The organism is Nocardioides soli (assembly GCF_014191495.1).
In the GTDB taxonomy this organism is placed as follows: domain Bacteria; phylum Actinomycetota; class Actinomycetes; order Propionibacteriales; family Nocardioidaceae; genus Nocardioides; species Nocardioides soli.
Genome location: NZ_JACHWR010000002.1, coordinates 682,975 through 703,958, shown reverse-complemented (window position 1 = coordinate 703,958; position 20,984 = coordinate 682,975). Strand labels below are relative to the sequence as shown.

Below are 20,984 nucleotides of genomic sequence, written 5' to 3'. Positions count from 1 at the left end.
CCGCGGCTGACAGAATAGGGAAGCGTGAGCGACGCCCTGCAGATCCCCCGTGCCCTCCTCCCCACCGACGGACGCTTCGGTGCCGGGCCCTCCAAGATCCAGAACTCCCACCTCGACGCGCTCGCCGCGACCGGCACCACGCTGATGGGCACGTCGCACCGGCAGGCGCCGGTCCGCTCGCTCGTGGGCCGGGTCCGGGAGGGATTGGCCTCGCTCTTCTCGCTGCCCGAGGGCTACGAGGTGGTGCTCGGGAACGGCGGCGCCACGGCGTTCTGGGACGTCGCCACCTTCGGGCTGATCGAGCAGCGGAGCCAGCACCTGTCCTTCGGCGAGTTCTCGTCGAAGTTCGCCAAGGCCGCCGCGGCCGCGCCCTGGCTGGCCGCACCGACGGTCATCGAGTCCGAGCCGGGCTCGCGCCCGGAGCCGGTCGCCGAGGACGGCGTCGACGTCTACGCCTGGGCACACAACGAGACCTCGACGGCCGTGATGGCGCCGATCGTGCGGCCCGCCGGCGCCGCCCCGGACTCGCTCGTGCTGATCGACGCGACGTCGGGCGCGGGCGGCTTGCCCGTCGACGTGCGCGAGACCGATGTCTACTACTTCGCCCCCCAGAAGTGCTTCGCCTCCGACGGCGGGCTCTGGATCGCACTCTTCTCCCCCACGGCCCTCGACCGCGCGGCCGCGATCGCGGCGTCCGGGCGGCACATCCCGGCGTTCTTCGACCTGCCGACCGCGATCGACAACTCGCTGAAGAACCAGACCTACAACACCCCCGCGGTCGCCACGCTCTTCCTGATGGCCGAGCAGCTCGACTGGATGCACGCCAACGGCGGACTGGCCGGCATGGTCACCCGGACGACGGAGTCGTCGGACGCCCTCTACACGTGGGCCGAGAAGTCCCCCGTCGCCTTCCCGTACGTCGCCGACCCGGCGCACCGGTCGCTGGTGATCGGCACCATCGACTTCGAGCCCTCGGTCGACGCGGCCCGCCTGGCCGAGGTGCTCCGCGCCAACGGCATCGTCGACACCGAGCCCTACCGCAAGCTCGGCCGCAACCAGCTGCGGATCGCGATGTACCCGGCCGTCGACCCCGCCGACATCGAGGCACTCACCCGGTGCATCGACTGGGTCGTCGAGCGGCTCTGATCGAGCCGAGCACCTCGAGCCTGGGCCCGGGCTCACCCGAGCCCGGGTCGCAGCGGCGACGCGGCGGTCAGGCCGCCGTCGACGGTGAGGCACTGACCGGTGACGAACGACGCGTCGTCGGAGACCAGCCAGGCGACCATGGCCGCGACGTCGGCCGGGGTGCCCAGCCGGCCGGCCGGATGCCGGGCGACGGCGTCCCGCCGGGCGGCGTGCGGGTCCCGCGCGAGGGCGAAGGCGTCGTCGGCCATCGCGGTCTCGATCCAGCCGGGGAGGATCGCGTTGCAGCGCACCTGCGGCCCGTGGTCGACGGCGATCGAGCGGGTGAGGGCGTGCACGAAGGCCTTCGAGGCGTTGTAGAGCGCCATCGACGGGTCGGCCACGACGCCCGAGACCGAGCCGATGTTGACGATCGCCCCACCGCTCGCGGTCATGCCGGGCAGTGCGGCCCGGCACAGGTTGAACACGCCGCGGCAGTTCGCGCCGACCACCAGGTCCCAGTCGTCGTCGGTGCTCTCGAGCACGGTGCGCTCGACCTGGACGCCGGCGTTGTTGACCAGCACCGACACCGGGCCGAGCTCGGTCGCCGCCGCCACGATCCGGGCGGCGGCACCCGGGTCGGCGACGTCCGCCCGCACCCAGCGCACCTCGCTCGCCAGGTCGTCGGGACGCGGTCCGCGGCCGCAGGTGACGACCTGGGCACCGTCGGCGCGCAGCCGGTCGACGACCTCGCGCCCGATGCCCCGGCCCCCGCCCGTGACGACGGCGACCCGGCCGGTCATGAGCTCTTGACGTAGAACATCCGCTTGTTGACGAACTCGTCCATGCCGAGCGGCCCGAGCTCGCGGCCGAAGCCGCTGCGCTTCACCCCGCCGAACGGGATCTCCGCGCCCTCGCCGGCAGGCGTGTTGACGTTCGCCATGCCGACGTCGAGCCGTGCGGCCACCTTGGTCGCCCGGTCCACGTCGGAGCTGAACACCGCACCGCCGAGGCCGTAGTCGGTGTCGTTGGCCAGCTCCAGCGCCTCCTCGTCGGAGGAGACCTTGTAGACGACGGCCACCGGGCCGAAGAGCTCCTCGCGGTAGGCGCGCATCTGCGGCGTGACCCCGGTGAGGACGGCGGGCGAGTAGTACGCGCCCGGGCCGTCGCCGACCACACCGCCCGCGTGCAGCGTCGCCCCCTGGGCCACGGCGTCGTCCACGACCTCCTTGAGACGGTCCAGCGCGGTCCGCGACGACAGCGGCGAGTAGTCGCCGGGGTTGAGGCCGCCGGCGAGCTCGGTGAGCCTGGCGACGAACGGCTCGTAGACGTCGTCCATGACGATCATCCGCTTGTTGGAGTTGCAGGCCTGGCCAGTGTTGTAGATCCGGGTCTCCCAGGCCTGGGTGGCGGCCGCGGCCACGTCGTCGGCGTCGAGCACGACGTACGGGTCGGAGCCGCCGAGCTCGAGGACGCACTTCTTCAGGTGCTGGCCGGCGAGCGCCGCGATCCGCGAGCCGGCGCGCTCGGAACCCGTGAGCGAGACGCCCTGCACCCGCGGGTCGGCGATGATCTGCTCGACCTGGCCGAAGGTCGCGAAGACGTTCTGGTAGACGCCGGCGGGCACGCCCGCGTCGTCGAAGAGCCGCTGGATCGCCTCCGCGCACCGCGGCACCGACTCGGCGTGCTTGAGCAGCATGGTGTTGCCGAGCACCATGTTCGGCGCCGCGAAGCGCGCCACCTGGTAGTACGGGAAGTTCCACGGCATCACGCCGAGCAGCAGGCCGATCGGCCGCTTCTCGACGACCGCCTGGTCACCGGAGAACGACGTGATCGGCTGGTCGGCCGCGAGGTCCGGGCCGTGCTCGGCGTAGTAGTCGAAGATCGCCTGGCAGAACTCGACCTCCTCGACCGCCTCGCCCAGCGGCTTGCCCATCTCCTCGACGGCGATCCGAGCGAGCTCGTCGCACCGCTCCGCGAACAGCCCGCCGATGCGCTTGGCCAGGGCGGCGCGCTCCTGGACGGTGAGCGTGCGCCAGTCGAGGAACGCGCCGTGCCCCGCGGCCAGCGCCTCGCCGATCGCCGCATCGGTCGCGAAGTCGAAGGTGGCGGCCACCTCGCCGGTGGCGGGGTTGGTCGATGCGTAGGCGGGCTGAGCCGCGGTCTCGGTCATCTGCCATGTCCTCTCGTGGGTGTCCTGGGTCCACACTGCCGCATCCGCGGTGAATGTCACCCGTGCGTCGCCGCGACGACCGCCGTGAGCAGCGCGTCGCGGCGGGCCACGAGCTCCGCGTCGACGGCGCCCGCACCGAGCCCGTCGACGAGGCGCCGCGCCGTGGCGGCGTCCAGCCTCGGGTCGCCGAGGTCGGCCCACCAGCGGTTGAAGCTGTCGGCGTACCGCTCGCAGAACGTCGCGAGTCCGCCGTCGTCGCCGCCGAGGTGGAAGAGGAGGGTCGGACCCATCACCGCCCACCGCAGACCCGGCCCGGACGCGACCGCCTTGTCGACGTCCTCGACCGTGGCCACGCCCTCGTTGACGAGGTGGATCGCCTCGCGCCACAGCGCCGCCTGGAGGCGGTTCGCGACGTGGCCCGGCACCTCCCGCCGGACCTCGATGGTGACCTTGCCGACCGACTCGTAGAAGCGCCGGGCCGTGGCGACCACTCCGGGGGCGGTGCGCTCGTTGCCCATCACCTCGACCAGCGGGATCAGGTGGGGCGGGTTGAACGGGTGCCCGAGCACCAGGCGCGACGGGTCGCCCCAGCCGCCCTGCAGCTCGCTGAGCGTCAGCCCGGACGCCGAGGAGGCGACGACGGCCTGCGCGTCGAGCACCGGCTCCACCGCGGCGTACAGCTCGTGCTTGAGCGGCAGCCGCTCCGGGATGCTCTCCTGGACGAACGTCGCGCCGTCCACCGCGGCCCGCGGGTCGCGACAGATGTCGAGATCGCCGCGCGGCTCGCTGTCGTCGGTCAGGCCGAGCTCGCGCAGCACCGGCCAGGCGCTCTCGACCGTCTCCCGGACCCGGCGCTCGGTGGCCGGGTCGGGGTCGTAGACCGCCACCGATCGGCCGGCGGCCAGGAACAGCGCCGTCCAGCTGCGGCCGATCAGCCCGCCGCCGAGCGCGGCGACCCGGCCGCTGTGGGTGGCCCTGGGCTCGGGGGCCTCGTCAGAAGGTGACACGGTCGGCTCCCTTCAGGCCGAGGCGCTCGCGCGCCTGCGCCGGGGTCGCGACCTCGAGGCCGAGCGCCTCGACGATGCCGCGGATCTTGCGCACCTGGTGGGCGTTGGAGGGCGTGAGCTCGCCGGGCCCGATGAAGAGGCTGTCCTCCATGCCGACACGGAGGTTGCCGCCGAGCATCGCCGCCTGGGTGGCGAACGACATCTGGTGGCGGCCCGCGGCCAGCACCGACCACTCGTAGCTGTCGCCGAAGAGCTTCTGCGCGATCGTGTGCAGGTGCTGCAGGTTGTCGAGGTCGGCGCCGACGCCGCCGAGCACGCCGAAGACCATCTGCACGAAGAACGGCGGCTCCAGCCAGCCCTGGTCGATCAGCCAGGCCAGGTTGTAGAGGTGGCCGAGGTCGTAGCACTCGAACTCGAACCTCGTGCCGTGCCCCTGGCCCAGCTCCTTCACGATGTACTCGAGGTCGGCGAAGGTGTTGCGGAAGATGAAGTCGCGCGTCATCTCCAGGAACTCCGGCTCCCACGGGTGCTTCCACTCGGCGTACTTCTCCAGCATCGGGAAGATGCCGAAGTTCAGCGAGCCGACGTTGAGCGAGGCCATCTCCGGCGACGTCGCCACGGCCGCGCGCAGCCGCTCCTCGCGGGTCATGCCCAGGCCGCCGCCGGTCGAGACGTTGAGCACGGCGTCGCACGAGGCGGCGATCTGCGGCATGAACTCGAGGAAGAGCTCGGGCCGCGGGTCCGGCTGACCGGTCTCCGGGTTGCGCGCGTGCAGGTGGATGATCGCGGCCCCGGCCTCCGCGGCCTCGATCGACGCGGCCGCGATCTCGTCGGGCGTGACGGGCAGGTGCGGTGACATCGTCGGCGTGTGGATGCCGCCGGTCGGGGCGCAGGTGATGATCACGGGCCTCATCGGCCACCCACCCAGGCGCGGTAGGCGTCGAGCACCAGCCCGTGGAAGTGGTGGACGCCGTGCTCGGACAGCCCGGAGCCGGAGCGGTCGGGATCGAACACGATGCGCCCCTGGTCGAACGCCGGCGTGCGCATCCCCCGCTGGACGCTCTCGACCAGTGCGATGTCCTGCTGCTGGAGCACGTCGTCGATGTAGCGGACCGACTGCTCCTCGCCCTCGGTGAGCTCGGTGGTCTCGAGGAAGAAGTCCCAGGTCTCCAGGGTGCGCTCGGGCCCGTCGGGGATCACCTGGAAGACCATGAAGTTGCCCCGGCCCGGATAACGGAGCAGGCAGGTGTTCGGCCACAGCCACCACACGGCGTGCTCGGTCACCGAGGCGCCGGAGACGTCGTACGCCGAGTTCTCGTGCTTGCCCGCCTCGGCGAAGTGGCTCGACCAGATGCCGTGGGTCCGCACCTCGTAGGTGTCCATGTCGACGAGGTCGACGAACTCCTGGTGTGCGATGTGACAGTGGTAGCACTCGAGGAAGTTGTCGATGACGTTCTTCCAGTTCGTCGCGACGTCGTAGGTCAGCCGCTTGGCGTGGGTGAGGCTCGCGACGTCGGGCGCCCAGTGCTCGATCTCGGCCAGCAGGTCCCCGGCCTGCTCGCCGAGGGGCGCGGCGGCCGGGTCGAGGTTCACGTAGACGAAGCCGCCGAACTCCTCGACCTGCACCCGGTCGAGGCAGATGTCGCCCTTGTCGAAGCTCGCCATCCGGTCGGCGCGGCGGGCCGCCTTCAGCTGCCCGTCCAGGGAGTAGGTCCAGGCGTGGTAGGGGCAGACGATGTTCCGGGTCGTGCCCGACCCCGAGAGCAGCTCGTGGGCGCGGTGCTTGCAGACGTTGTAGAACGCCCGCAGGCCGCCGTCCCGGTCGCGGACCACCGCGACCGGCATGCCGGCGACCGTCGCCGACACGTAGCTGCCGGGCGTGGCGAGCTTCTCCACGTGGCAGATCCACTGCCAGGTGCGCCCGAAGATCGCCTGGACGTCGGCGTCGGCCCAGCGTGAGTCGGTGTAGGTCTCCGCCCGCAGGGACATCGACTGCCCCGGGTCCTCGTGGAAGCCGCTGGCGACGCGGCGTACGTCCTCGGTCGTGACGTTGGTCATACCCGGAGCGTACGAAGAACTGGACGAACGTTCAATCCCTCACTGGACGATCGTTCAGTCTCAGTCGTCGCGCAGGGCGATCTCCTCGCACCGGACGACGCTCCGCTTCACCGACGCGCGGTCCAGGCCGAGCAGCGCCGTCAGCCACAGGCCGTTCTGCACCACGTCGATGTCGGCCGCCCGTCGTGCGCACTCACCCCGCGACAGCTCGGGCCGGGCCGCGCGGATCAGTGCGGCCAGCCCGGCCCGGTAGCGCTTCTGCGCCTCGGTGTTGATCTGCTCGAAGTCCTCGTGGGCCTGGGCGAGCGACCAGAGCTGGAGGCGCAGCGAGAGGTACTCGGTCGTCAGGTACTCCGGCGCGGCCACCCGGGCCAGCGCGGCCCGCAGCCGCTCCTCGGGCGACAGGTCCGGGTCGGGTGCGACGATCGCGAGGTCCTGCTCCTCGACCCGCCGCAGCGCCGCCGCGATCAGGCTCGCCTTGTCGGCGTAGTGGTAGTTCACCAGCCCCAGCGAGACGCCCGCCTCCCGCGCGACCGCCCGCATGCTCACCGACGAGATGCCGCCGTGGGACAACAGCTCGACGACGGCGTCGAGGATGCGCTCCTGACGATCCTTCCCGGGCGCGCTGGTCTCCACGTCGGCAGCCTAGAGGGAGGCCAGTCCTCCTAGCCCAGCGCGGCCAGCTTGCGCTCGAGCACCCGCCGCTCTCCGTCGTTGCGACACCGGGCGAGGGCGGTGCCGAGCTCCTCGCGTGCCTCGGCGGTGCGGCCCAGGCGGGTGAGCAGCTCGCCGCGGACCGTGGGCAGCAGGTGGGTCTCGGCGAGGGCGCCGTCGGCGACGAGCTCGTCGACCAGCGGCAGCGCCGCGGCGGGGCCGTCGGCCATGGAGACGGCGACGGCGTGGTTGAGCGAGACGATCGGCGACGGGGCCAGTCGGCTCAGGGCCTCGTAGAGCACGACGATCTTCGCCCAGTCGGTCTGCGCCACCGACGGTGCGACCGCGTGGCACTCGGCGATGGCGGCCTGGACGCCGTACGGGCCGAGCCCGCGACCGGTCCGTCCGGCCGCCGTCAGCGCCGCGCGCCCGCGGCGGACCGCGGAGCGGTCCCAGCGGCGCCGGTCCTGGTCCTCGAGCAGCACCGGCTCGCCCGACTCGTCGAGCCGCGCCGGGAAGCGGGCGGCGGTCAGCTCCAGCAGGGCGAGCAGCCCGTGGGCCTCGGCGTCGTCGGGCACCAGCCGGGTCAGCATCCGGGAGAGCCGGATCGCCTCGCGGGCCAGATCGACCCGGATCAGCGCCGAGCCGGCGGACGCGGTCGACCCCTCGGTGAAGATCAGGTAGATCACGCTGAGCACCGACGGCAGCCGATCGCGCCGCTCGTCGGCCTGCGGCACCTCGAAGGGCACCCGCGCCGCGGCGAGCGTCTTCTTGGCCCGGGTGATCCGGGCCTGCACGGTGGCCGTCGGCACCAGGAACGCCCGCGCGATCTCGTCGCTGGTGAGGCCGCCGAGCACCCGCAGCGTCAGCGCGACCTGCGCCTCGCGCGACAGCGCGGGGTGACAGGAGATGAACATCAGCGCGAGCACGTCGTCCTCGATCCGGTCCGGGTCCCAGTCGGGCTCCTCGGCCTCGGACGTCTCGTGGGCGAGCGCGGCGTACCTCTCGTCGAGGGCCGACCGCCGCCGGAACGCGTCGATCGCGCGCCGGCGGGCGGTCGTCAGCAGCCACCCGGCGGGGTTCGCGGGTACGCCGTCGCGGGGCCAGGTCACCAGCGCCTGGGCCAGCGCCTCCTGCGCGACGTCCTCCGCGAGCGTGAAGTCACCCGTGTAGCGGGCCAGGGTGCCGACGATGTGGGCGGACTCGATCCGCCACACCGCCTCGACCGCCTGGCGGGTGGCCCCCGGCGTGGTCACAGCTGACCGGTCGCCTCCCGCCACGCCCGCTCCTTCTGGATCCAGGGGTTGTCCTGCGGGAACTCGTCGATGCTCGCGACCCGGCGGATCTCGGTCTTCATGCCCGGCCCCGTCATCGGCGCCCGCTTGGCCCACTCGACGGCCTCCTCCTTCGACGCCACGTCGAGGATCCAGAAACCGCCGAAGAGCTCCTTGGTCTCGCCGTACGGCCCGTCGGTCACCACCGGCGGCTGCGCGGAGAAGTCGATCACGACTCCCTGCTCGGCGTCGTCGAGACCCTCCGCGGCGACCAGCACGCCCGCCGAGATCATCTCCTCGTTGAAGCGGCCCATCGTCTCGATGATCTCGTCGAAGTCGACGTTCGCGAACGCCTCGAACGCCTCGTCGGTGGCCCGCATGATCAGCATGTACTTCATCGTTCAGCCTTCCTCGGTGGGGTCGCCTTCCGACCCTCTCACCCGACAGACGAACGGCGCTGCCCCGGAATCGACACCGACGGGAGAATTTCTTTCGATCACCTCGTCCGCGCGGCCGCCTGGCGGAGCCCACCCACGACGTCATACAGAACGTGCAAGCGGATGCACCGTCCGCATGACGTCCTCGGACCGGCACCGTCCTGGTATCGAATCGTCGAGACACGTTGAAGGATGGAACCCATGGCACACGTGAGGCGCTTCGACCACATCGGCATCACCGTCGCGGACCTCGACGCAGCGACGGCGTTCTTCGTCGGGTTGGGCCTCGAGATCGAGGGCACCGGGTCGGTGGAGGGCGAGTTCGTGGAGACCGTCTGCGGCATCCCGGGCGCCCGCTGCGAGATCGCGATGCTCCGGCCGCCCGACGGCGGGTCCCGGCTGGAGCTCTCCAGCTTCGTCACCCCCGACCACGTGCCCGGCTCCCCCGCACCGATGGCCAATGAGATCGGCCTGCGCAACGTGTCCTTCGAGGTCGTCGATCTCGACGCGGCCGTCGCCGCGGTGGCCGCGGACGGGTACGGGCTCGTCGCCGGAATCGGCGAGTACGAGCACAGCGTGCGGATGGCCTACGTGCGTGGGCCCGAGGGGATCATCGTGTCGCTGTTCGAGCAGCTCGGCTGACCCGGACGGCGTACCCGATGTTGGGCACCCGGTCCCCGACTCGCTGACAGTGCCGAGCGCCGGCTTCGACACTGTGGAGCCGGATCGCCTCGGGACAGGAGCCCGTCCATGGCCGACAACTCGATCGCAGACGCAGCACCGCTCGACCCGCTGGGCCCCGACGGCTCGGCGAGCACCGAGGCCGCGACCGGGCTCGTCCCGACCAGCGGCGGGGTGCACACCACCCCGCTCGGGTTCGGGATGCCGTTGAGCATCCGGATCCTGAGCATGTACGCCGGGCAGGACCGTCACAAGAAGCTGCTGCTGAGCTCGGCGGTCAAGAGCCGGGCCGTCTACGACGCCGCACCGCGGGCGATGCACTACGTGTTCGACGAGGTGCCGTCCGACCGGCTGCTGAAGCCCAGCCCCGCCCAGGCCGGGTCCCGCATCGTGTACTACTCACCGGCCGTGCTCGACACGGCCCTGGACCTCGAGGTCCGGTTCTCGTTCGACGACTTCGACCTCGACCAGGCCACGAAGTGGCTCGAGGTGGCCTCCGCAGTCGCCGAGCTGCCGGTGTTCGCGGTCAGCACCACCCTCGGCGGCGCCGGCGGCGCGGCCGCGGGGAAGTCGGTGCTGTACTTCGCCAAGCAGGCGGTCCAGTTCGCGCTGAACGCGATCGACGGCTGGGTCGACAACGACAACGACTGGGCGCCCACCTGGACGCTCAGCCTCGACCGTGGCTCCTCCGGTCTCGCGGAGGCCGAGCCCGGCTACGTCCTGCTGTACGGCGACGGCGAGGCGGCCGAGGTGCTGGCGCCCGTCGACGGCGACCTCAACGACCAGCAGCTCCTGCCCCGCAGCAAGGCCTACCGGGTCGACCCGACCAACGGGACGGTCGTGTACGCCGACCAGCCCAACCAGGTCGTCCTCGATGAGCCGTACGTCCTGGCCTACGTGAACGGCGCCGAGGAGCCCGACCTCGCCGGCTGGAAGGCGGCCGCCGTGAGTGCCGCACTGACCGAGAAGTTCCTCAACGTCTCCGGCCCGACCGCCGCCGACGTCGGCGAGCTGCTGACCGGGTTCAACGACATGTACATGGCCCGCCGCTACTCCGAGACCACCGAGAAGCTGAAGAGCAAGCGCCTCAGCGAGGAGGAGCGGAAGGTGCTGACGAGGAAGCGCGACGCGTTCCTGAAGAACATCCAGGACGACGACGTCAAGGACATCGTCGATCCGCAGAACGCCTAGCCACGCCTAGCCGAGCGCCTCCCTGATCAGCTCGTACGTCGGCGCGTCGAAGGCCACCAGCCTCGCCTCCTCGACCGCAGTCATGGCGGACCGGAACACCTCCAGCGGCGCCGCGATCGCGTCGTCCTTGGGCCAGCCGTAGACGCCGGCGGAGACGAGCGGGAAGGCGACGATGCGCGCGCCGAGCTCGTCGGCGACCTCGAGCGCGCGGGAGTAGCAGGAGAGCAGCAGGCCGCGGTCGGTCTGGCCGGCGTGGCGGTTGGGGCCGACGACGTGGATCACCCAGGCCGCCGGGAGGTCGCCGGCGGTCGTCCACCCGGCGTCGCCGGTGGCGAGGCCGTCGGGGAACCGGCGGATGCAGTCGTCGAGGATCGCGCGTCCCCCGGCGCGATGGATCGCGCCGTCGACCCCGCCACCGCCCCGCATCCGGTGGTTGGCGGCGTTGACGACCGCGTCGACCTGCTGCCGGGTGATGTCGCCCTGGACGGCCGTGACCTCCATCGCCCCAGTCTTGCTCGACGCGCTGTCGGAGGCCACTGCTACAACGGAATCATGAAGCTGATCGAGCTGCACCGATCGCGGGCGGTGGCCGCAGTCGGCTATGAGACGGACACCGCGACGCTGCGCGTGCTGTTCCGCCACGGCGGTCTCTACGACTACTTCGACGTCGCTCGGGAGATCTACGACGGCCTGCTCGACGACCCTCATCCGTGGACCCGCTACGGGCGGGAGATCAAGGAGCAGCACGAGTGGCGACTCGTCGAGTGACGTCCATCCGGATCAACGCCCCCTGAGCAGACGCAGCGTCGCGCGCTCCAGTGCCGCCTGCCGCTCGTCGGCCGTGTCGTAGGTCTTCGCGGTCGCCCGCACGATCGTGCGTCCCTCCTCGTAGGCGTCGACGACGCGGGGGTCGACGTACGCCGAGCGAGCCAGCGTCGCGGTGTTGCCGAGGAAGGCGGCGACCTCCCGCATCGCGCCCGCGATCGCCCGCTTGCGCGACGCCCTCGTCTCGCCGGACTCGGGGGTCGCGGCGAGCGCCGCGGCCGCGAGCACGGTCGCGTGCCAGGTGCGGAAGTCCTTCGCGGTCGCCTCGAGGCCGGTGGTGGAGCGCACGTACTCGTTGACGAGGTCCGGCAGCACCGACCGCCACCGGCGGCCCTCGCGGTAGGCGAGGAGGCGCAGGTCGGCGCCCCGGCGGCGGCGCATCACGTCGATCGCGGCGATCACCACCTCGTCGTCGATCTCGATCCGGTGCTCCACACCGGACTTCCCGACGAAGGTGAACACCAGCCGGTCCTGGCGCCGACGCACGTGCCGTCGCTCGAGGGTCGTCAGGCCGTAGGAGCCGTGCGCATCGGCGTACACGTCGTTGCCGATCCGGAAGTAGCCCAGGTCGAGCAACCGCACGGCGGCCGCGCACGCGCGCTCGAGCGGCATCCCCTCCCGCCCGAGGTCGACGACGACCAGCTCGCGCGCCTTCGTCAGCGCCCGGCCGAAGTCGAGCACGCGGTCGAACTTCTCCGCGTCGCGCCGGGCCCGCCAGTCGGGGTGGTAGAGGTACTGCCGGCGCCCGGCGTCGTCGGTGCCGACCGCCTGCAGGTGACCGTTGTCGTACGGCGTGACCCAGACGTCGGTCCACGCCGGCGGGATGACCAGCTCGCGGACCCGGCGAGCGTCCTCGTCCGGCAGCCGGTCGCCGCGCTCGTCGAGGTAGACGAAGCCGCGGCCGGCCCGCCGACGGGTCCAGCCGGGCTGGTCGGGTGACGTCCTACGGAGCCTGGCCACGTCGCAGGAGTAGCCAGCCGCCGGCGAGCACAAACGCCGCGACCAGGCCACCGCCGAGGAACCAGGCCCACGGCGTACCCGACTCCTCGGTGATCTCGACCGGTCGCTGCGGCGGCACGTCGGCGGCCGGCGCCATCGCCCGCGCGATCTGCCGCGGGACCTCCATGCGGAGCAGGTCGGTGTACTGCCCCTCGGTGCTCAGGTAGAGCTCGTCGTCGACCCCGACCGAGATCCCCTCCCCCTGCTGCTGCGGCGGCAGCGGGAACGAGCCGACTCGCTCGTGGCCCGGGAAGGTGTAGACGGCCGCGGTCCCGTAGCCGCGCACCACGTAGTGCCGCCCGTCGGGGAAGAACGAGCCGTCGGTGGCGAACGCGAAGCCGTCCGCCACGGCGCGCAGCCGGTTGGGGTGCTCGGTCGATAGCCGCTTCGGCGCCGCGTAGACCGTGCCCCCGAAGATGTCCTTCGACACCACGAAGAGCTGACCCGTCCGCGGGTGCGCGAGCAGCGTCTCGGCGTCGTGGGCGCGGTCGGGGTAGACCAGCTCGTACGCCGTGGGCTCGGCCGTCCGATGCTCGTGCCCGTAGGGCACCCGCAGCACGCTGATCGACTCGCGTGACCTCCGGTTGTCGCCGGTGTCGCCGACCCAGACCTCGCCGGGGCCGGCCGGCGCCAATGCCTCGACGTCCAACGGGTCGGGCGACCACGACGTGGTGCCGACCGTGCGTCCGGAGCGGTCGACGACGAAGACCCGGCCGCCGTCGCCGGAGTCGTTGGTGGTGAGGAACAGCCCGTCGTCGGTGGCGACCAGCCCACTCGACTCCACGATCGCCGGGTCCTCGAAGGTGAGCGCGAGCTGCGCGGGCGGCCCGGCCGGCGCGGCCGCCGTACCCGCCGCGAAGGAGACGGCGGAGGCCAGGCCCAGCAGGCGGTCGAGCATCAGGACCCGAGGAGCTCGGCCAGCCTCGGGTGGATGCCCCAGGTCGCGACGAGCTCGTCGTACTCCTTGCGCACCGAGCCGCCCTTGACCGGCCCGCCGGTGCGCACCGCCCGGAGCATGGTGTTGCGCGGGGTGTGCTGGCTCTCGACGAACTGCACGACGTCGACCCGGTAGCCCTGCTGCCGCATCAGTGACGCCCGCAGCCCGTCGGTGAGGGTGTCGGCCAGCCGCTCGCGGAGGATGCCGTGGCGGGTGAGCACGGCGTACGGCGCGGGCGTCGGTGCCTTGCGCAGCTGAGCGGCGATGTCGTGGTGGCAGCACGGTGCGGCGAGCACGAGCTGGGCGCCCCAACCGACCGCCTGCGCGAGCGCCTCGTCGGTGGCGGTGTCGCAGGCGTGCAGGGCGAGCACGACCTCGGGCGCCGGGTCGAGCGCGACCCCGCCGATGGTGCCGACGACGAAGTTCATACTTTGGCGAGCGGCCGCCCCGAGGCCCGCGGCGACCGCGCTGTTGTGCTCGCGCGACTGCTCCTTGACGTCGACGCCGGTCAGTCGGACCGGCAGGCCGCGGACGCCGGAGAGGTAGCGCTCGGCGGCGAAGGTCAGGTAGGCGTTGCCGCAGCCCAGGTCGGCGATGCGGAGCGGCTCGTCGGCGGTCGGGCGGCGCAGGTGGCCCTTGTCGAGCGCGTCGGTGATCGAGGAGTCGAGCAGGCGCAGGAACTCCTCGACCTGGCGGTACTTCGCCTGGCGGCTCGGCTTCAGCCGGCCCTGGGCATCGGAGATGCCGAGGGCGACGAAGACCGGGTCGTCCTCGGGCAGCAGTCGCTGCTTGTCGCGGTCGTGCTCGCGCTCGGCCTCGACCGGCTCGGCGCGATCGGTGGTGTGCACGACCGCCTCGAGCTTCTTGGTCACGCGCAGCTGGTGGCTCTGGGTGGTGGTGTCGACGTTCCAGTTGGCGAAGGGCTCGTCGAGCAGCGCGTCGAGCGCGTCGCGCGCGGCGTCGCCGGAAACCGCGTGGTTGGCCGTGAACGCCTGGGTGTCGTCGTACGTCGTGACCTGGAGGTGCCGGCCCGCCTTGAGGTCGACGTACCGCAGCTCCGCGCGACGCCAGGCCGGCTGCTCGCCCTTCTGGCGCCCGGACGCGACGGCCTTGACCAGCACGTCGGGGTCGAGGATCAGCGCGCGCAGCCGGTTGAGCTCGCGCAGCAGCGGCTCGGCCATGGCTACAGGACCGCCGCGATCACGACGATCAACAGCAGCGCCACCAGCGCGATCGGGATGACGAGGCGACGCTGGCGGGGATTCACGCCTCGAGTCTAGAAGCGAAGAGCTCGGCGAGGTGCATCGCGGGGACGTCCGCGAGGTCGTCGAGCTGGACCCGGCAGGACATCCCGTCGGCGAGGACGACGGCGTCCCGGTCGGCGCGTACCGCGGGCAGCAGATGGGTCTCGGCGACGGCGACCGACACCTCGTAGTGGCCCTTCTCCATGCCGAAGTTGCCGGCGAGCCCGCAGCAGCCGGCCACCTGGGTGACGGCCGCGCCGGCGCGCTCCAGGAGCCGCTTGTCGGCCGCCCAGCCGATGATCGAGGCGTGGTGGCAGTGCGGCTGCGCGACGACCCGGACCCCGGAGAGGTCGGGCAGCGGCAGGTCGAGCCGCTCGACGAGCTCGGCGAAGCTGAGCACGTCGAGGTGCGAGCCGGTCAGCTCGGGCAGGTCGCTGCGCAGGGTGGCCAGGCACGACGGCTCCAGGCCGACGACCGGCACGCCCGACTCGACGTACGGCGCGAGGGTGCGGACCGTGCGCTCCATGATCGAGCGGGCCTTGTCGAGCTGTCCGGTCGTCACCCAGGTCAGCGCGCAGCAGGCGTCGTCGGTGATCACCCGGGCGGTGACCCCCACCGACTCCAACCAACGGATCGCCGCATGGCCGTTGCCCGGGAAGAAGTGGTCGCTGAAGGAGTCGGCCCAGATCCAGACATCGGGCACGACCTCGGGCACGCCGACGGACCTGCGCAGGGTCTTCGGCGCGAAGGTCGGGATCGAGCGGCGCTGGTCGATGCCCGCGGTCGCCTTGGCCAGGCGGGCGACGGGTCGCAGCCGCATCATCCGGTTGGCGATCGGCGCCATCGGTGCGGCCAGCGCGGCCCACCGCGGCAGCCCGCCGAGGAGGAAGTGGCTGCGCGGGCGCCGCTCGCCCAGCACGTCGTGCTTCTGGTGCAGCGCCTCGGCCTTGTACGTCGCCATGTCGACGCCGGTCGGGCAGTCCGAGGCGCAGCCCTTGCAGGCGAGGCAGAGGTCGAGCGCCTCGTGCACGGCCGGGTCGGCGAAGCCGCGCACCAGCGTGCCGTCGACCGCCTCCTGGAGCACCCGCGAGCGGCCCCGGGTGGAGTCCTTCTCGTCGCGGGTGGCGAGGTACGACGGGCACATCACGCCCGCGGTCTTCGGGGCCACGCACTTGCCGACGCCGGTGCAGCGGTGCACCTGGTCGGCGAGGGCCAGCGCGGCGCGCGGGCGGGTCGGCCGCAGATCGGCGTCCAGCGGCGCGGGGTCGACGATGTTGCCGGGGTTGAGCAGGTTCTGCGGGTCGCAGATCGCCTTGACCGCGGCGAACAGCCGCAGCGACTCCGCGTCGTACATCAGCGGCAGCAGCTCCGAGCGCGCCCGCCCGTCGCCGTGCTCGCCCGACAGCGAGCCGCCGTGCTTGCGCAGCTCGAGCGCGCAGGCGGTGAGGAAGTCGCGGAAGACCTTCGCGCCGTCCTCGCGGCGGAAGGGGAAGTCGATCCGCACGTGCACGCAGCCGTCGCCGAAGTGGCCGTAGGGCACGCCGTCGAGGTCGTGGTCGCGCAGCAGCCGATCGAAGTCGCGCAACCAGGCCCCCAGCCTCTCGGGAGGCACGGCGGCGTCCTCCCAGCCGGAGTACGCCGGGGTCGGCAGGCTCAGCGCGGCCAGCCCGGCGCCGTCCTCGCGGATCCGCCACAGCGCCGCGGCCTGCGGTGAGTCCTCCACCACCCGGTGACCCAGCGCTCCCGCGGCGGCGACGACCGGGGCCACCAGATCGGGGTCGACGACCTCGACGAAGAGCCAGCCCGCGCCCGCCGGCAGGTCGGGCACGCCGCCCCCGCGGGCGCGCACGAGGTCGACGATCCGGGCGTCGAGGCCCTCGCAGGCGATCATCCGGCCGTCGGTCGCCGCGATCAGGGCGGGTACGGCGTCGGCGGCCTCGATCATCGACGGGTAGCCGAGCACCACCAGGCGCCGGTCGACCCGGTCGTCGACCAGCCGCACGGTCGCCTGGGTGACCACGCCGAGGGTGCCCTCGGAGCCGACGAGGAAGCGCTCCAGGGACCGGCCGTTCTCGGGCAGCAGGTGCTCGAGCGAGTAGCCGCTGACCTGCCGGGAGAACCGGCCGAACGACGTCCGCACGTGGGCCAGGTGCTGGTCGACCAGGCCCGTGAGCTCGGTGCGCACGTCGCCCGCGCCCGGCGCCCAGGCGACGTCGAGGTCGACGACGTTGTCGACGGTACGGCCGTAGCCCAGCGCCCGCGAACCGCAGGCGTTGTTGCCGATCATCCCGCCGATCGTGCAGCGGGTGTGGGTCGACGGGTCGGGGCCGAACCGCAGCCCGTACGGCGCGGCCGCGCGCTGCAGGTCGGCGTGCACGACGCCGGGCTGCACCACCGCGGTGCGCGCCTCGGCGTCGATCGAGACCACCCGGTTGAGGTGCTTGAGGGTGTCGACGACGATGCCCGCGCCGACCGCGTTGCCGGCGATCGACGTACCCGCTCCCCGCATGGTGACCGGCACGCCCGTCGCCTGGGCGACGTCGAGGATCGCGTGCAGCTCGTCGGGGTGCCGCGGCCGGACCACGACCTGCGGCACGACGCGGTAGAGCGAGGCGTCGGAGGAGTACAGCGCCCGGGCGAGCGTCGAGTCGTCGACGTCGGAGACCCCCCGGCGGTGGAGCTCGGCGACGACGCCGGTGGCGACCTCGGCGGTCATGCGTCACCGTCCGGGCGGTAGCGCAGCGGCATCACGATCGCGAGCAGCAACGCCGCCGCCAGCGCGCCGACCGCCAGCCACGGTCCGGCCGACAGCCGGGGCGACTCCGAGTGGGCGGCACCGATCGTCAGCGCCAGCACGATGCAGAGCAGGGTCATCGTCCCGACGGCGATGGCCCAGAAGTCGTGGCTCAGCCGTCGCCGAGCGCGCTCCTCGCGCTCGGGGGTGGCGGTCCACCAGTCCTTGTGCGGCAGGTTGACCCACGCCGATCGCAGCGGCAGCCGTCGGGCCAGCACCGCGATGCCACCCAGCACCAGCGCCACGCCCCCGCCGAGGAGGCCGAAGACCAGCAGCGCCTCGGTGCGGGAGCCCCACCGGTCGGCGTCGCCGCCGGGCCCGAAGTGCAGCGGCACCCGGTCCGGCATCGTCACGGCGGCCACGACCACCAGGACGGCGTACGCCGCGGAGGACAGGAGGAACGCGAGGCGCACCGGCACAGTCTCCCATCCGAGCGGATCCGGGCGCGCCGGACCCTCACCAGTGGGACATCGACCGGCGGATGATCCCCGCGAGGTCCTCGTCCGTGGGAGCCTTCGGCGCCGTCGCGAGCAGTCGCTGCTGCTTGAGGGCGCCCTCGACCAGGTCGGGGACGTCGCCCTCGTCGTACCCGACCTCGGCCAGGCCGTTCGGGATGCCGACGTCGCGCATCAGCGCGACGAGGGCGGCCGGCAGCGCATCCGGCCCGGCCTCCGAGCGGGCGCCCAGCAGGCCGGCCGCGTGCAGGTGCCGCTCCGGCGCGGCGTCGAAGGTGAACCGGAACGCCGCCGGCGCCGTCAGCGCGACCGCCATCCCGTGCGGCACCAGCGGCTCGTCGGGGTAGCCCTCGGGCGAGTAGTCGCGGACCCGGCCCGCGATCGGGTAGGCGTTCGCGTGCGGGATGTGCACCCCGGCGTTGCCGAAGCCGAGCCCGGCGAACGTCGCCGCGAGCGCCATCTGCTCCCGCGCCGCCTCGTCCCGACCGTCGCGCACGGCGTCGCGGAACGAGCCGGCGAGCAGCACCATCGCCCGCTCCGACCACAGGTCGGCGATCGGGTTCGCGCCGCAGTAGGGCACCCGCTCCTCGGGCCGCTTGGCGTCGAAGTCGGCGTACCAGCGCGCGGTGTAGCTCTCCAGCGCGTGGCAGAGCACGTCCATGCCAGCCGCCGCGGTCACCATCGCCGGCTGGGTCAGCGTGAGCCGGGGGTCGACCACCGCCAGCGTGGGGCGCAGCGCGGGGTGGCTGATGCCGGTCTTCACGTGCAGCGAGAGCACGTCGAGCACGCAGATCGTGGTGCTCTCCGAGCCGGTGCCGGTCGTGGTCGGCACCGCCACGAGCGGGAGCAACGGCTGCGACGGCGCCTGCGCGCGGCCGACCGGTGCGTTGACGTAGTCCATCAGTTCGCCCGGGTTGGTGGTGAGCAGGTTGACCGCCTTCGCGGTGTCGATCGCCGACCCGCCGCCGACCGCGACGATCGCGTCGAAGGGCCCGGCCTCGCGGGCGAACTCGATCGCCGCCGCGAACGACTCGTCGGTCGGCTCGACGTGCACCCCGTCGTACATCGTGACCGTGACGCCGTACGCCGCGATCCGCTCGGCGATCCGCCCCGGATGGCCGGTCGCCACCACGCCGGCGTCGGTGACCAGCAGCGCCCGGTGCACCCCGCGCTGGGCGAGGTCGTGGCCGATCTCGTCGGACGCTCCGGGGCCGAACTTGAGCGCGGGCGCGGCATAGGTGAACACGGTCTCGCTCATCCACTCACCGTAGTGGCAGCGCAACCCGAGGATGCCGGGTCGGTCGGGTCAGGCGGCGTGCCAGTTGAGCTGGTGGTGGATGAGGTGGAGTCCGCTGTGGCCCAGGGGTACGACGCGGCTGGGGGTGGGTGCGCGGGGTGCTGCCGATCGGATGATGTGGCCGGTGGGCAGGGTGGTCTCGACGGTGTGCTGATCGGGCGGGCCGGCCAGTGGTCTGGCCCACCACCCGGGGGCTTGTTTGGTGTGGTTGCACTGCTCGCAGAGGCCTTGGCCGTTGATCGCGGAGGTGGGGCCGCCGTCGGCGTGGTCGGTGATGTGGTCGTGGTGACGCACGGGGGCGTTGCACCAGGGGGTGCGACAGGTCTGGTCGCGCAGGTCGAGGAACAGCCCGAGGGCCTTGGGGAAGGCCCGGGCGCGGGTCTCCATCGCGACGAGGGTGCCGGTCTCGGGGGCCACGTAGAGGCGCCGCAGCGCCATCTGCGCCATCTGTGCCGTCTGTGCCTGGGCGAGGGCGGTGGCGGCGAGGTGGCGGGCGTGGTCGGCAGTGAGGGGGCCGTAGCCGGTGAGCCAGGCGGGCTCGTGTCCGTCGGCGAGGAGGGTGTGGTCGGAGACGGTCAGGTTGATCGTGACCGGGACCCCCTCCGCCGTGGCCTGTCCGGTGATCAGGGTGACGAGGGTGTCGGTCATCACCTGACCCCGTGACCTCGGGTCGCCCTGGGCACGGGCGGAGTCGGCGGCCCGGGTCAGGGTGGCGTAGACGGCGACACCCTGGGCGACCGGGAGCAGTACCGAGAGCCGGGCCATCGTGTCCGGCGCGGGCCGCAGGCTCACGTGCCGGTCGGCCTCCGCCTTCGCGCGGCGGTCCACCACCGCGGCCGGGTCCAGGCCGGCGACCAGCGCCCGGGTCTGGGCGACGAGTCGTCGGTCGCCCCACCCCTCGAACCGATAGGCGCCATCGGAGTCGGGGGCGCAGAGCTCGGCGTCCACCCGGGCCCGGTGTCCGGGTGCCAGGCAGGCGGTCTCCCGGGCGATCAGGATCGCCCGCCACTCCGACACCACCCCGGCCGCCAGCGCGGCCTCGGTGTGCGGGAGCTCGGTCAGGGCGTGCGCGAACCCCAACAACCGCGTGCCGCGCGCGGGGGACTCCCGGCGGGCGTAGGCCACCAGACCGGGCACGTCCCGCCCCCGCCGCGCCGCCGGCATCCCCTGGTCGGCATGCCGGGCCCGGACCCGGGCATCCAGCACCCGGGTCAACCGCGCCTGGGCGGCACAGGCGCGGGCCTTGGCGTCCTCGAGGGCGCGGATCGCGTCCACCAGCTCCGCCTCGCTCATCCCCGACACGTCGGACATGCCGTCGACCGTGGGGTCGAGGTGGGTGTCCGAGATCAGCGCCATACCTCATTGTATCGAACGATTGTTCGATCACACAAGGGGTTGGGCGGCGAATTCCGCCCAGGTTCGTGGTGGTTTCGAGACAGGCGCTAGCGCGCCTTCCTCAACCACCGTGGGCGCCTTCCTCAACCACCGTGGCCCCGAGGACGGTGGTTGAGGAGGTTGCGCTAGCAACCGTCTCGAAACCCACGCACCCACCGCGGGTCCGACCACAGGTCGGCGTCCTCCCGATAGGCGCCGAACGGGTGCGCGGGAGGAGCCGTCAAGGGCGCGAAGCGGCGAAGCGAACCCTGGACGGCGCAGGACGCGCACCCACACTGGCGCCCCCGGAAGGACGCCAACACTCCCCCAACCCGGGACAGGTGGTTTCGAGACAGGCGCCAGCGCGCCTTCCTCAACCACCGGGCTCGGCGGGAGGCTCGGCGACGGTGGTTGAGGAGGTTGCGCTAGCAACCGTCTCGAAACCACCACGAACGCATCCCC

At 72.5% G+C, this 20,984-nt stretch carries 20 protein-coding genes; 4 read left to right on the top strand and 16 right to left on the bottom strand.

All coding sequences use genetic code 11. The features are described from left to right. Positions 1-24: 24 nt before the first annotated feature. The gene (gene serC, locus FHU40_RS13815) at positions 25-1,146 is read left to right on the top strand and encodes a phosphoserine transaminase (RefSeq protein ID WP_183592883.1); all 1,122 of its coding nucleotides are present in this window, start codon (positions 25-27) and stop codon (positions 1,144-1,146) included. Between the two features lie 32 nt (positions 1,147-1,178). Here the strand turns inward: serC and FHU40_RS13810 are convergent, their stop codons facing one another. Genes FHU40_RS13810 through FHU40_RS27730 form a run of 8 tightly spaced genes read right to left on the bottom strand, consistent with a single transcriptional unit; the run spans position 1,179 to position 8,686 of the window. Next, positions 1,179-1,925 (bottom strand): SDR family NAD(P)-dependent oxidoreductase, encoded by a 747-nt coding sequence (locus tag FHU40_RS13810; protein ID WP_183592882.1) that lies wholly within the window; start codon positions 1,923-1,925, stop codon positions 1,179-1,181. Then, positions 1,922-3,295: an NAD-dependent succinate-semialdehyde dehydrogenase gene (locus FHU40_RS13805; RefSeq protein ID WP_183592881.1), complete on the bottom strand. Its 1,374-nt coding sequence runs from the start codon at positions 3,293-3,295 to the stop codon at positions 1,922-1,924. The genes FHU40_RS13810 and FHU40_RS13805 overlap by 4 nt, the downstream gene beginning before the upstream one ends. A gap of 56 nt (positions 3,296-3,351) precedes the next feature. After that, entirely contained in the window at positions 3,352-4,302 is a 951-nt protein-coding gene (locus FHU40_RS13800; protein ID WP_183592880.1) for a 3-hydroxyacyl-CoA dehydrogenase NAD-binding domain-containing protein, read from the bottom strand. After that, positions 4,289-5,215 (bottom strand): 3,5-dioxohexanoate:acetyl-CoA acetone transferase, encoded by a 927-nt coding sequence (gene kce, locus FHU40_RS13795; RefSeq protein WP_183592879.1) that lies wholly within the window; start codon positions 5,213-5,215, stop codon positions 4,289-4,291. The genes FHU40_RS13800 and kce overlap by 14 nt, the downstream gene beginning before the upstream one ends. After that, positions 5,212-6,360 (bottom strand): aromatic ring-hydroxylating oxygenase subunit alpha, encoded by a 1,149-nt coding sequence (locus FHU40_RS13790; protein ID WP_183592878.1) that lies wholly within the window; start codon positions 6,358-6,360, stop codon positions 5,212-5,214. The genes kce and FHU40_RS13790 overlap by 4 nt, the downstream gene beginning before the upstream one ends. Positions 6,361-6,420: 60 nt before the next feature. Next, positions 6,421-6,996 (bottom strand): TetR/AcrR family transcriptional regulator, encoded by a 576-nt coding sequence (locus tag FHU40_RS29520; protein WP_215526461.1) that lies wholly within the window; start codon positions 6,994-6,996, stop codon positions 6,421-6,423. 29 nt (positions 6,997-7,025) lie between these two features. Continuing rightward, positions 7,026-8,270 (bottom strand): RNA polymerase sigma factor, encoded by a 1,245-nt coding sequence (locus tag FHU40_RS13780; protein WP_343057853.1) that lies wholly within the window; start codon positions 8,268-8,270, stop codon positions 7,026-7,028. Then, the gene (locus FHU40_RS27730; RefSeq protein ID WP_215526459.1) at positions 8,267-8,686 is read right to left on the bottom strand and encodes a YciI family protein; all 420 of its coding nucleotides are present in this window, start codon (positions 8,684-8,686) and stop codon (positions 8,267-8,269) included. Before FHU40_RS27730 ends, FHU40_RS13780 begins: the two co-directional genes overlap by 4 nt. 240 nt (positions 8,687-8,926) lie before the next feature. Between FHU40_RS27730 and FHU40_RS13775 the strand changes: the two genes are divergently transcribed. After that, on the top strand, positions 8,927-9,367 hold the full coding sequence (locus tag FHU40_RS13775) for a VOC family protein (RefSeq protein WP_183592876.1): 441 nt from the start codon (positions 8,927-8,929) through the stop codon (positions 9,365-9,367). Between the two features lie 108 nt (positions 9,368-9,475). Beyond that, positions 9,476-10,597 (top strand): hypothetical protein, encoded by a 1,122-nt coding sequence (locus tag FHU40_RS13770; protein WP_183592875.1) that lies wholly within the window; start codon positions 9,476-9,478, stop codon positions 10,595-10,597. Between the two features lie 6 nt (positions 10,598-10,603). Here FHU40_RS13770 and FHU40_RS13765 read toward each other — a convergent pair whose 3' ends face one another. After that, positions 10,604-11,098: a macro domain-containing protein gene (locus FHU40_RS13765; protein ID WP_183592874.1), complete on the bottom strand. Its 495-nt coding sequence runs from the start codon at positions 11,096-11,098 to the stop codon at positions 10,604-10,606. Between the two features lie 51 nt (positions 11,099-11,149). On the opposite strand from FHU40_RS13765, the gene FHU40_RS13760 reads away from it, so the two are divergent. Further along, entirely contained in the window at positions 11,150-11,365 is a 216-nt protein-coding gene (locus FHU40_RS13760) for a KTSC domain-containing protein (RefSeq protein WP_183592873.1), read from the top strand. 12 nt (positions 11,366-11,377) lie between these two features. Here FHU40_RS13760 and FHU40_RS13755 read toward each other — a convergent pair whose 3' ends face one another. From FHU40_RS13755 to FHU40_RS13725, 7 genes are all read right to left on the bottom strand, one after another. Beyond that, the gene (locus tag FHU40_RS13755) at positions 11,378-12,382 is read right to left on the bottom strand and encodes a DNA topoisomerase IB (RefSeq protein WP_183592872.1); all 1,005 of its coding nucleotides are present in this window, start codon (positions 12,380-12,382) and stop codon (positions 11,378-11,380) included. After that, on the bottom strand, positions 12,366-13,319 hold the full coding sequence (locus tag FHU40_RS13750) for a hypothetical protein (protein WP_183592871.1): 954 nt from the start codon (positions 13,317-13,319) through the stop codon (positions 12,366-12,368). Before FHU40_RS13750 ends, FHU40_RS13755 begins: the two co-directional genes overlap by 17 nt. Then, positions 13,319-14,539 carry a class I SAM-dependent methyltransferase gene (locus FHU40_RS13745; protein WP_183592870.1) on the bottom strand — a complete coding sequence of 407 codons (1,221 nt, stop codon included), beginning with the start codon at positions 14,537-14,539 and terminating at the stop codon, positions 13,319-13,321. Before FHU40_RS13745 ends, FHU40_RS13750 begins: the two co-directional genes overlap by 1 nt. A gap of 82 nt (positions 14,540-14,621) precedes the next feature. Continuing rightward, complete coding sequence (locus FHU40_RS13740; RefSeq protein WP_183592869.1) at positions 14,622-17,318, bottom strand: FAD-binding and (Fe-S)-binding domain-containing protein; 2,697 nt, start codon at positions 17,316-17,318, stop codon at positions 14,622-14,624. Beyond that, positions 17,315-17,809 carry a DUF1648 domain-containing protein gene (locus tag FHU40_RS13735; RefSeq protein WP_183592868.1) on the bottom strand — a complete coding sequence of 165 codons (495 nt, stop codon included), beginning with the start codon at positions 17,807-17,809 and terminating at the stop codon, positions 17,315-17,317. Before FHU40_RS13735 ends, FHU40_RS13740 begins: the two co-directional genes overlap by 4 nt. 43 nt (positions 17,810-17,852) lie before the next feature. Further along, positions 17,853-19,109: a hydroxyacid-oxoacid transhydrogenase gene (locus tag FHU40_RS13730; RefSeq protein WP_183592867.1), complete on the bottom strand. Its 1,257-nt coding sequence runs from the start codon at positions 19,107-19,109 to the stop codon at positions 17,853-17,855. A 48-nt stretch (positions 19,110-19,157) separates the two neighbouring features. Continuing rightward, positions 19,158-20,504, bottom strand: a complete 1,347-nt coding sequence (locus FHU40_RS13725) for an HNH endonuclease (protein WP_221199835.1) — start codon at positions 20,502-20,504, stop codon at positions 19,158-19,160. Positions 20,505-20,984 lie beyond the last annotated feature (480 nt).

Coding starts and splice junctions, on each gene's coding strand:
- FHU40_RS13810 (WP_183592882.1), bottom strand. CDS start 1,925: ATGACCGGCCGGGTCGCCGTCGTCACGGGCGGGGGCCGGGGCATCGGG.
- FHU40_RS13805 (WP_183592881.1), bottom strand. CDS start 3,295: ATGACCGAGACCGCGGCTCAGCCCGCCTACGCATCGACCAACCCCGCC.
- kce (WP_183592879.1), bottom strand. CDS start 5,215: ATGAGGCCCGTGATCATCACCTGCGCCCCGACCGGCGGCATCCACACG.
- FHU40_RS13790 (WP_183592878.1), bottom strand. CDS start 6,360: ATGACCAACGTCACGACCGAGGACGTACGCCGCGTCGCCAGCGGCTTC.
- FHU40_RS27730 (WP_215526459.1), bottom strand. CDS start 8,686: ATGAAGTACATGCTGATCATGCGGGCCACCGACGAGGCGTTCGAGGCG.
- FHU40_RS13775 (WP_183592876.1), top strand. CDS start 8,927: ATGGCACACGTGAGGCGCTTCGACCACATCGGCATCACCGTCGCGGAC.
- FHU40_RS13770 (WP_183592875.1), top strand. CDS start 9,476: ATGGCCGACAACTCGATCGCAGACGCAGCACCGCTCGACCCGCTGGGC.
- FHU40_RS13765 (WP_183592874.1), bottom strand. CDS start 11,098: ATGGAGGTCACGGCCGTCCAGGGCGACATCACCCGGCAGCAGGTCGAC.
- FHU40_RS13760 (WP_183592873.1), top strand. CDS start 11,150: ATGAAGCTGATCGAGCTGCACCGATCGCGGGCGGTGGCCGCAGTCGGC.
- FHU40_RS13750 (WP_183592871.1), bottom strand. CDS start 13,319: ATGCTCGACCGCCTGCTGGGCCTGGCCTCCGCCGTCTCCTTCGCGGCG.
- FHU40_RS13745 (WP_183592870.1), bottom strand. CDS start 14,539: ATGGCCGAGCCGCTGCTGCGCGAGCTCAACCGGCTGCGCGCGCTGATC.
- FHU40_RS13740 (WP_183592869.1), bottom strand. CDS start 17,318: ATGACCGCCGAGGTCGCCACCGGCGTCGTCGCCGAGCTCCACCGCCGG.
- FHU40_RS13730 (WP_183592867.1), bottom strand. CDS start 19,109: ATGAGCGAGACCGTGTTCACCTATGCCGCGCCCGCGCTCAAGTTCGGC.
- FHU40_RS13725 (WP_221199835.1), bottom strand. CDS start 20,504: ATGGCGCTGATCTCGGACACCCACCTCGACCCCACGGTCGACGGCATG.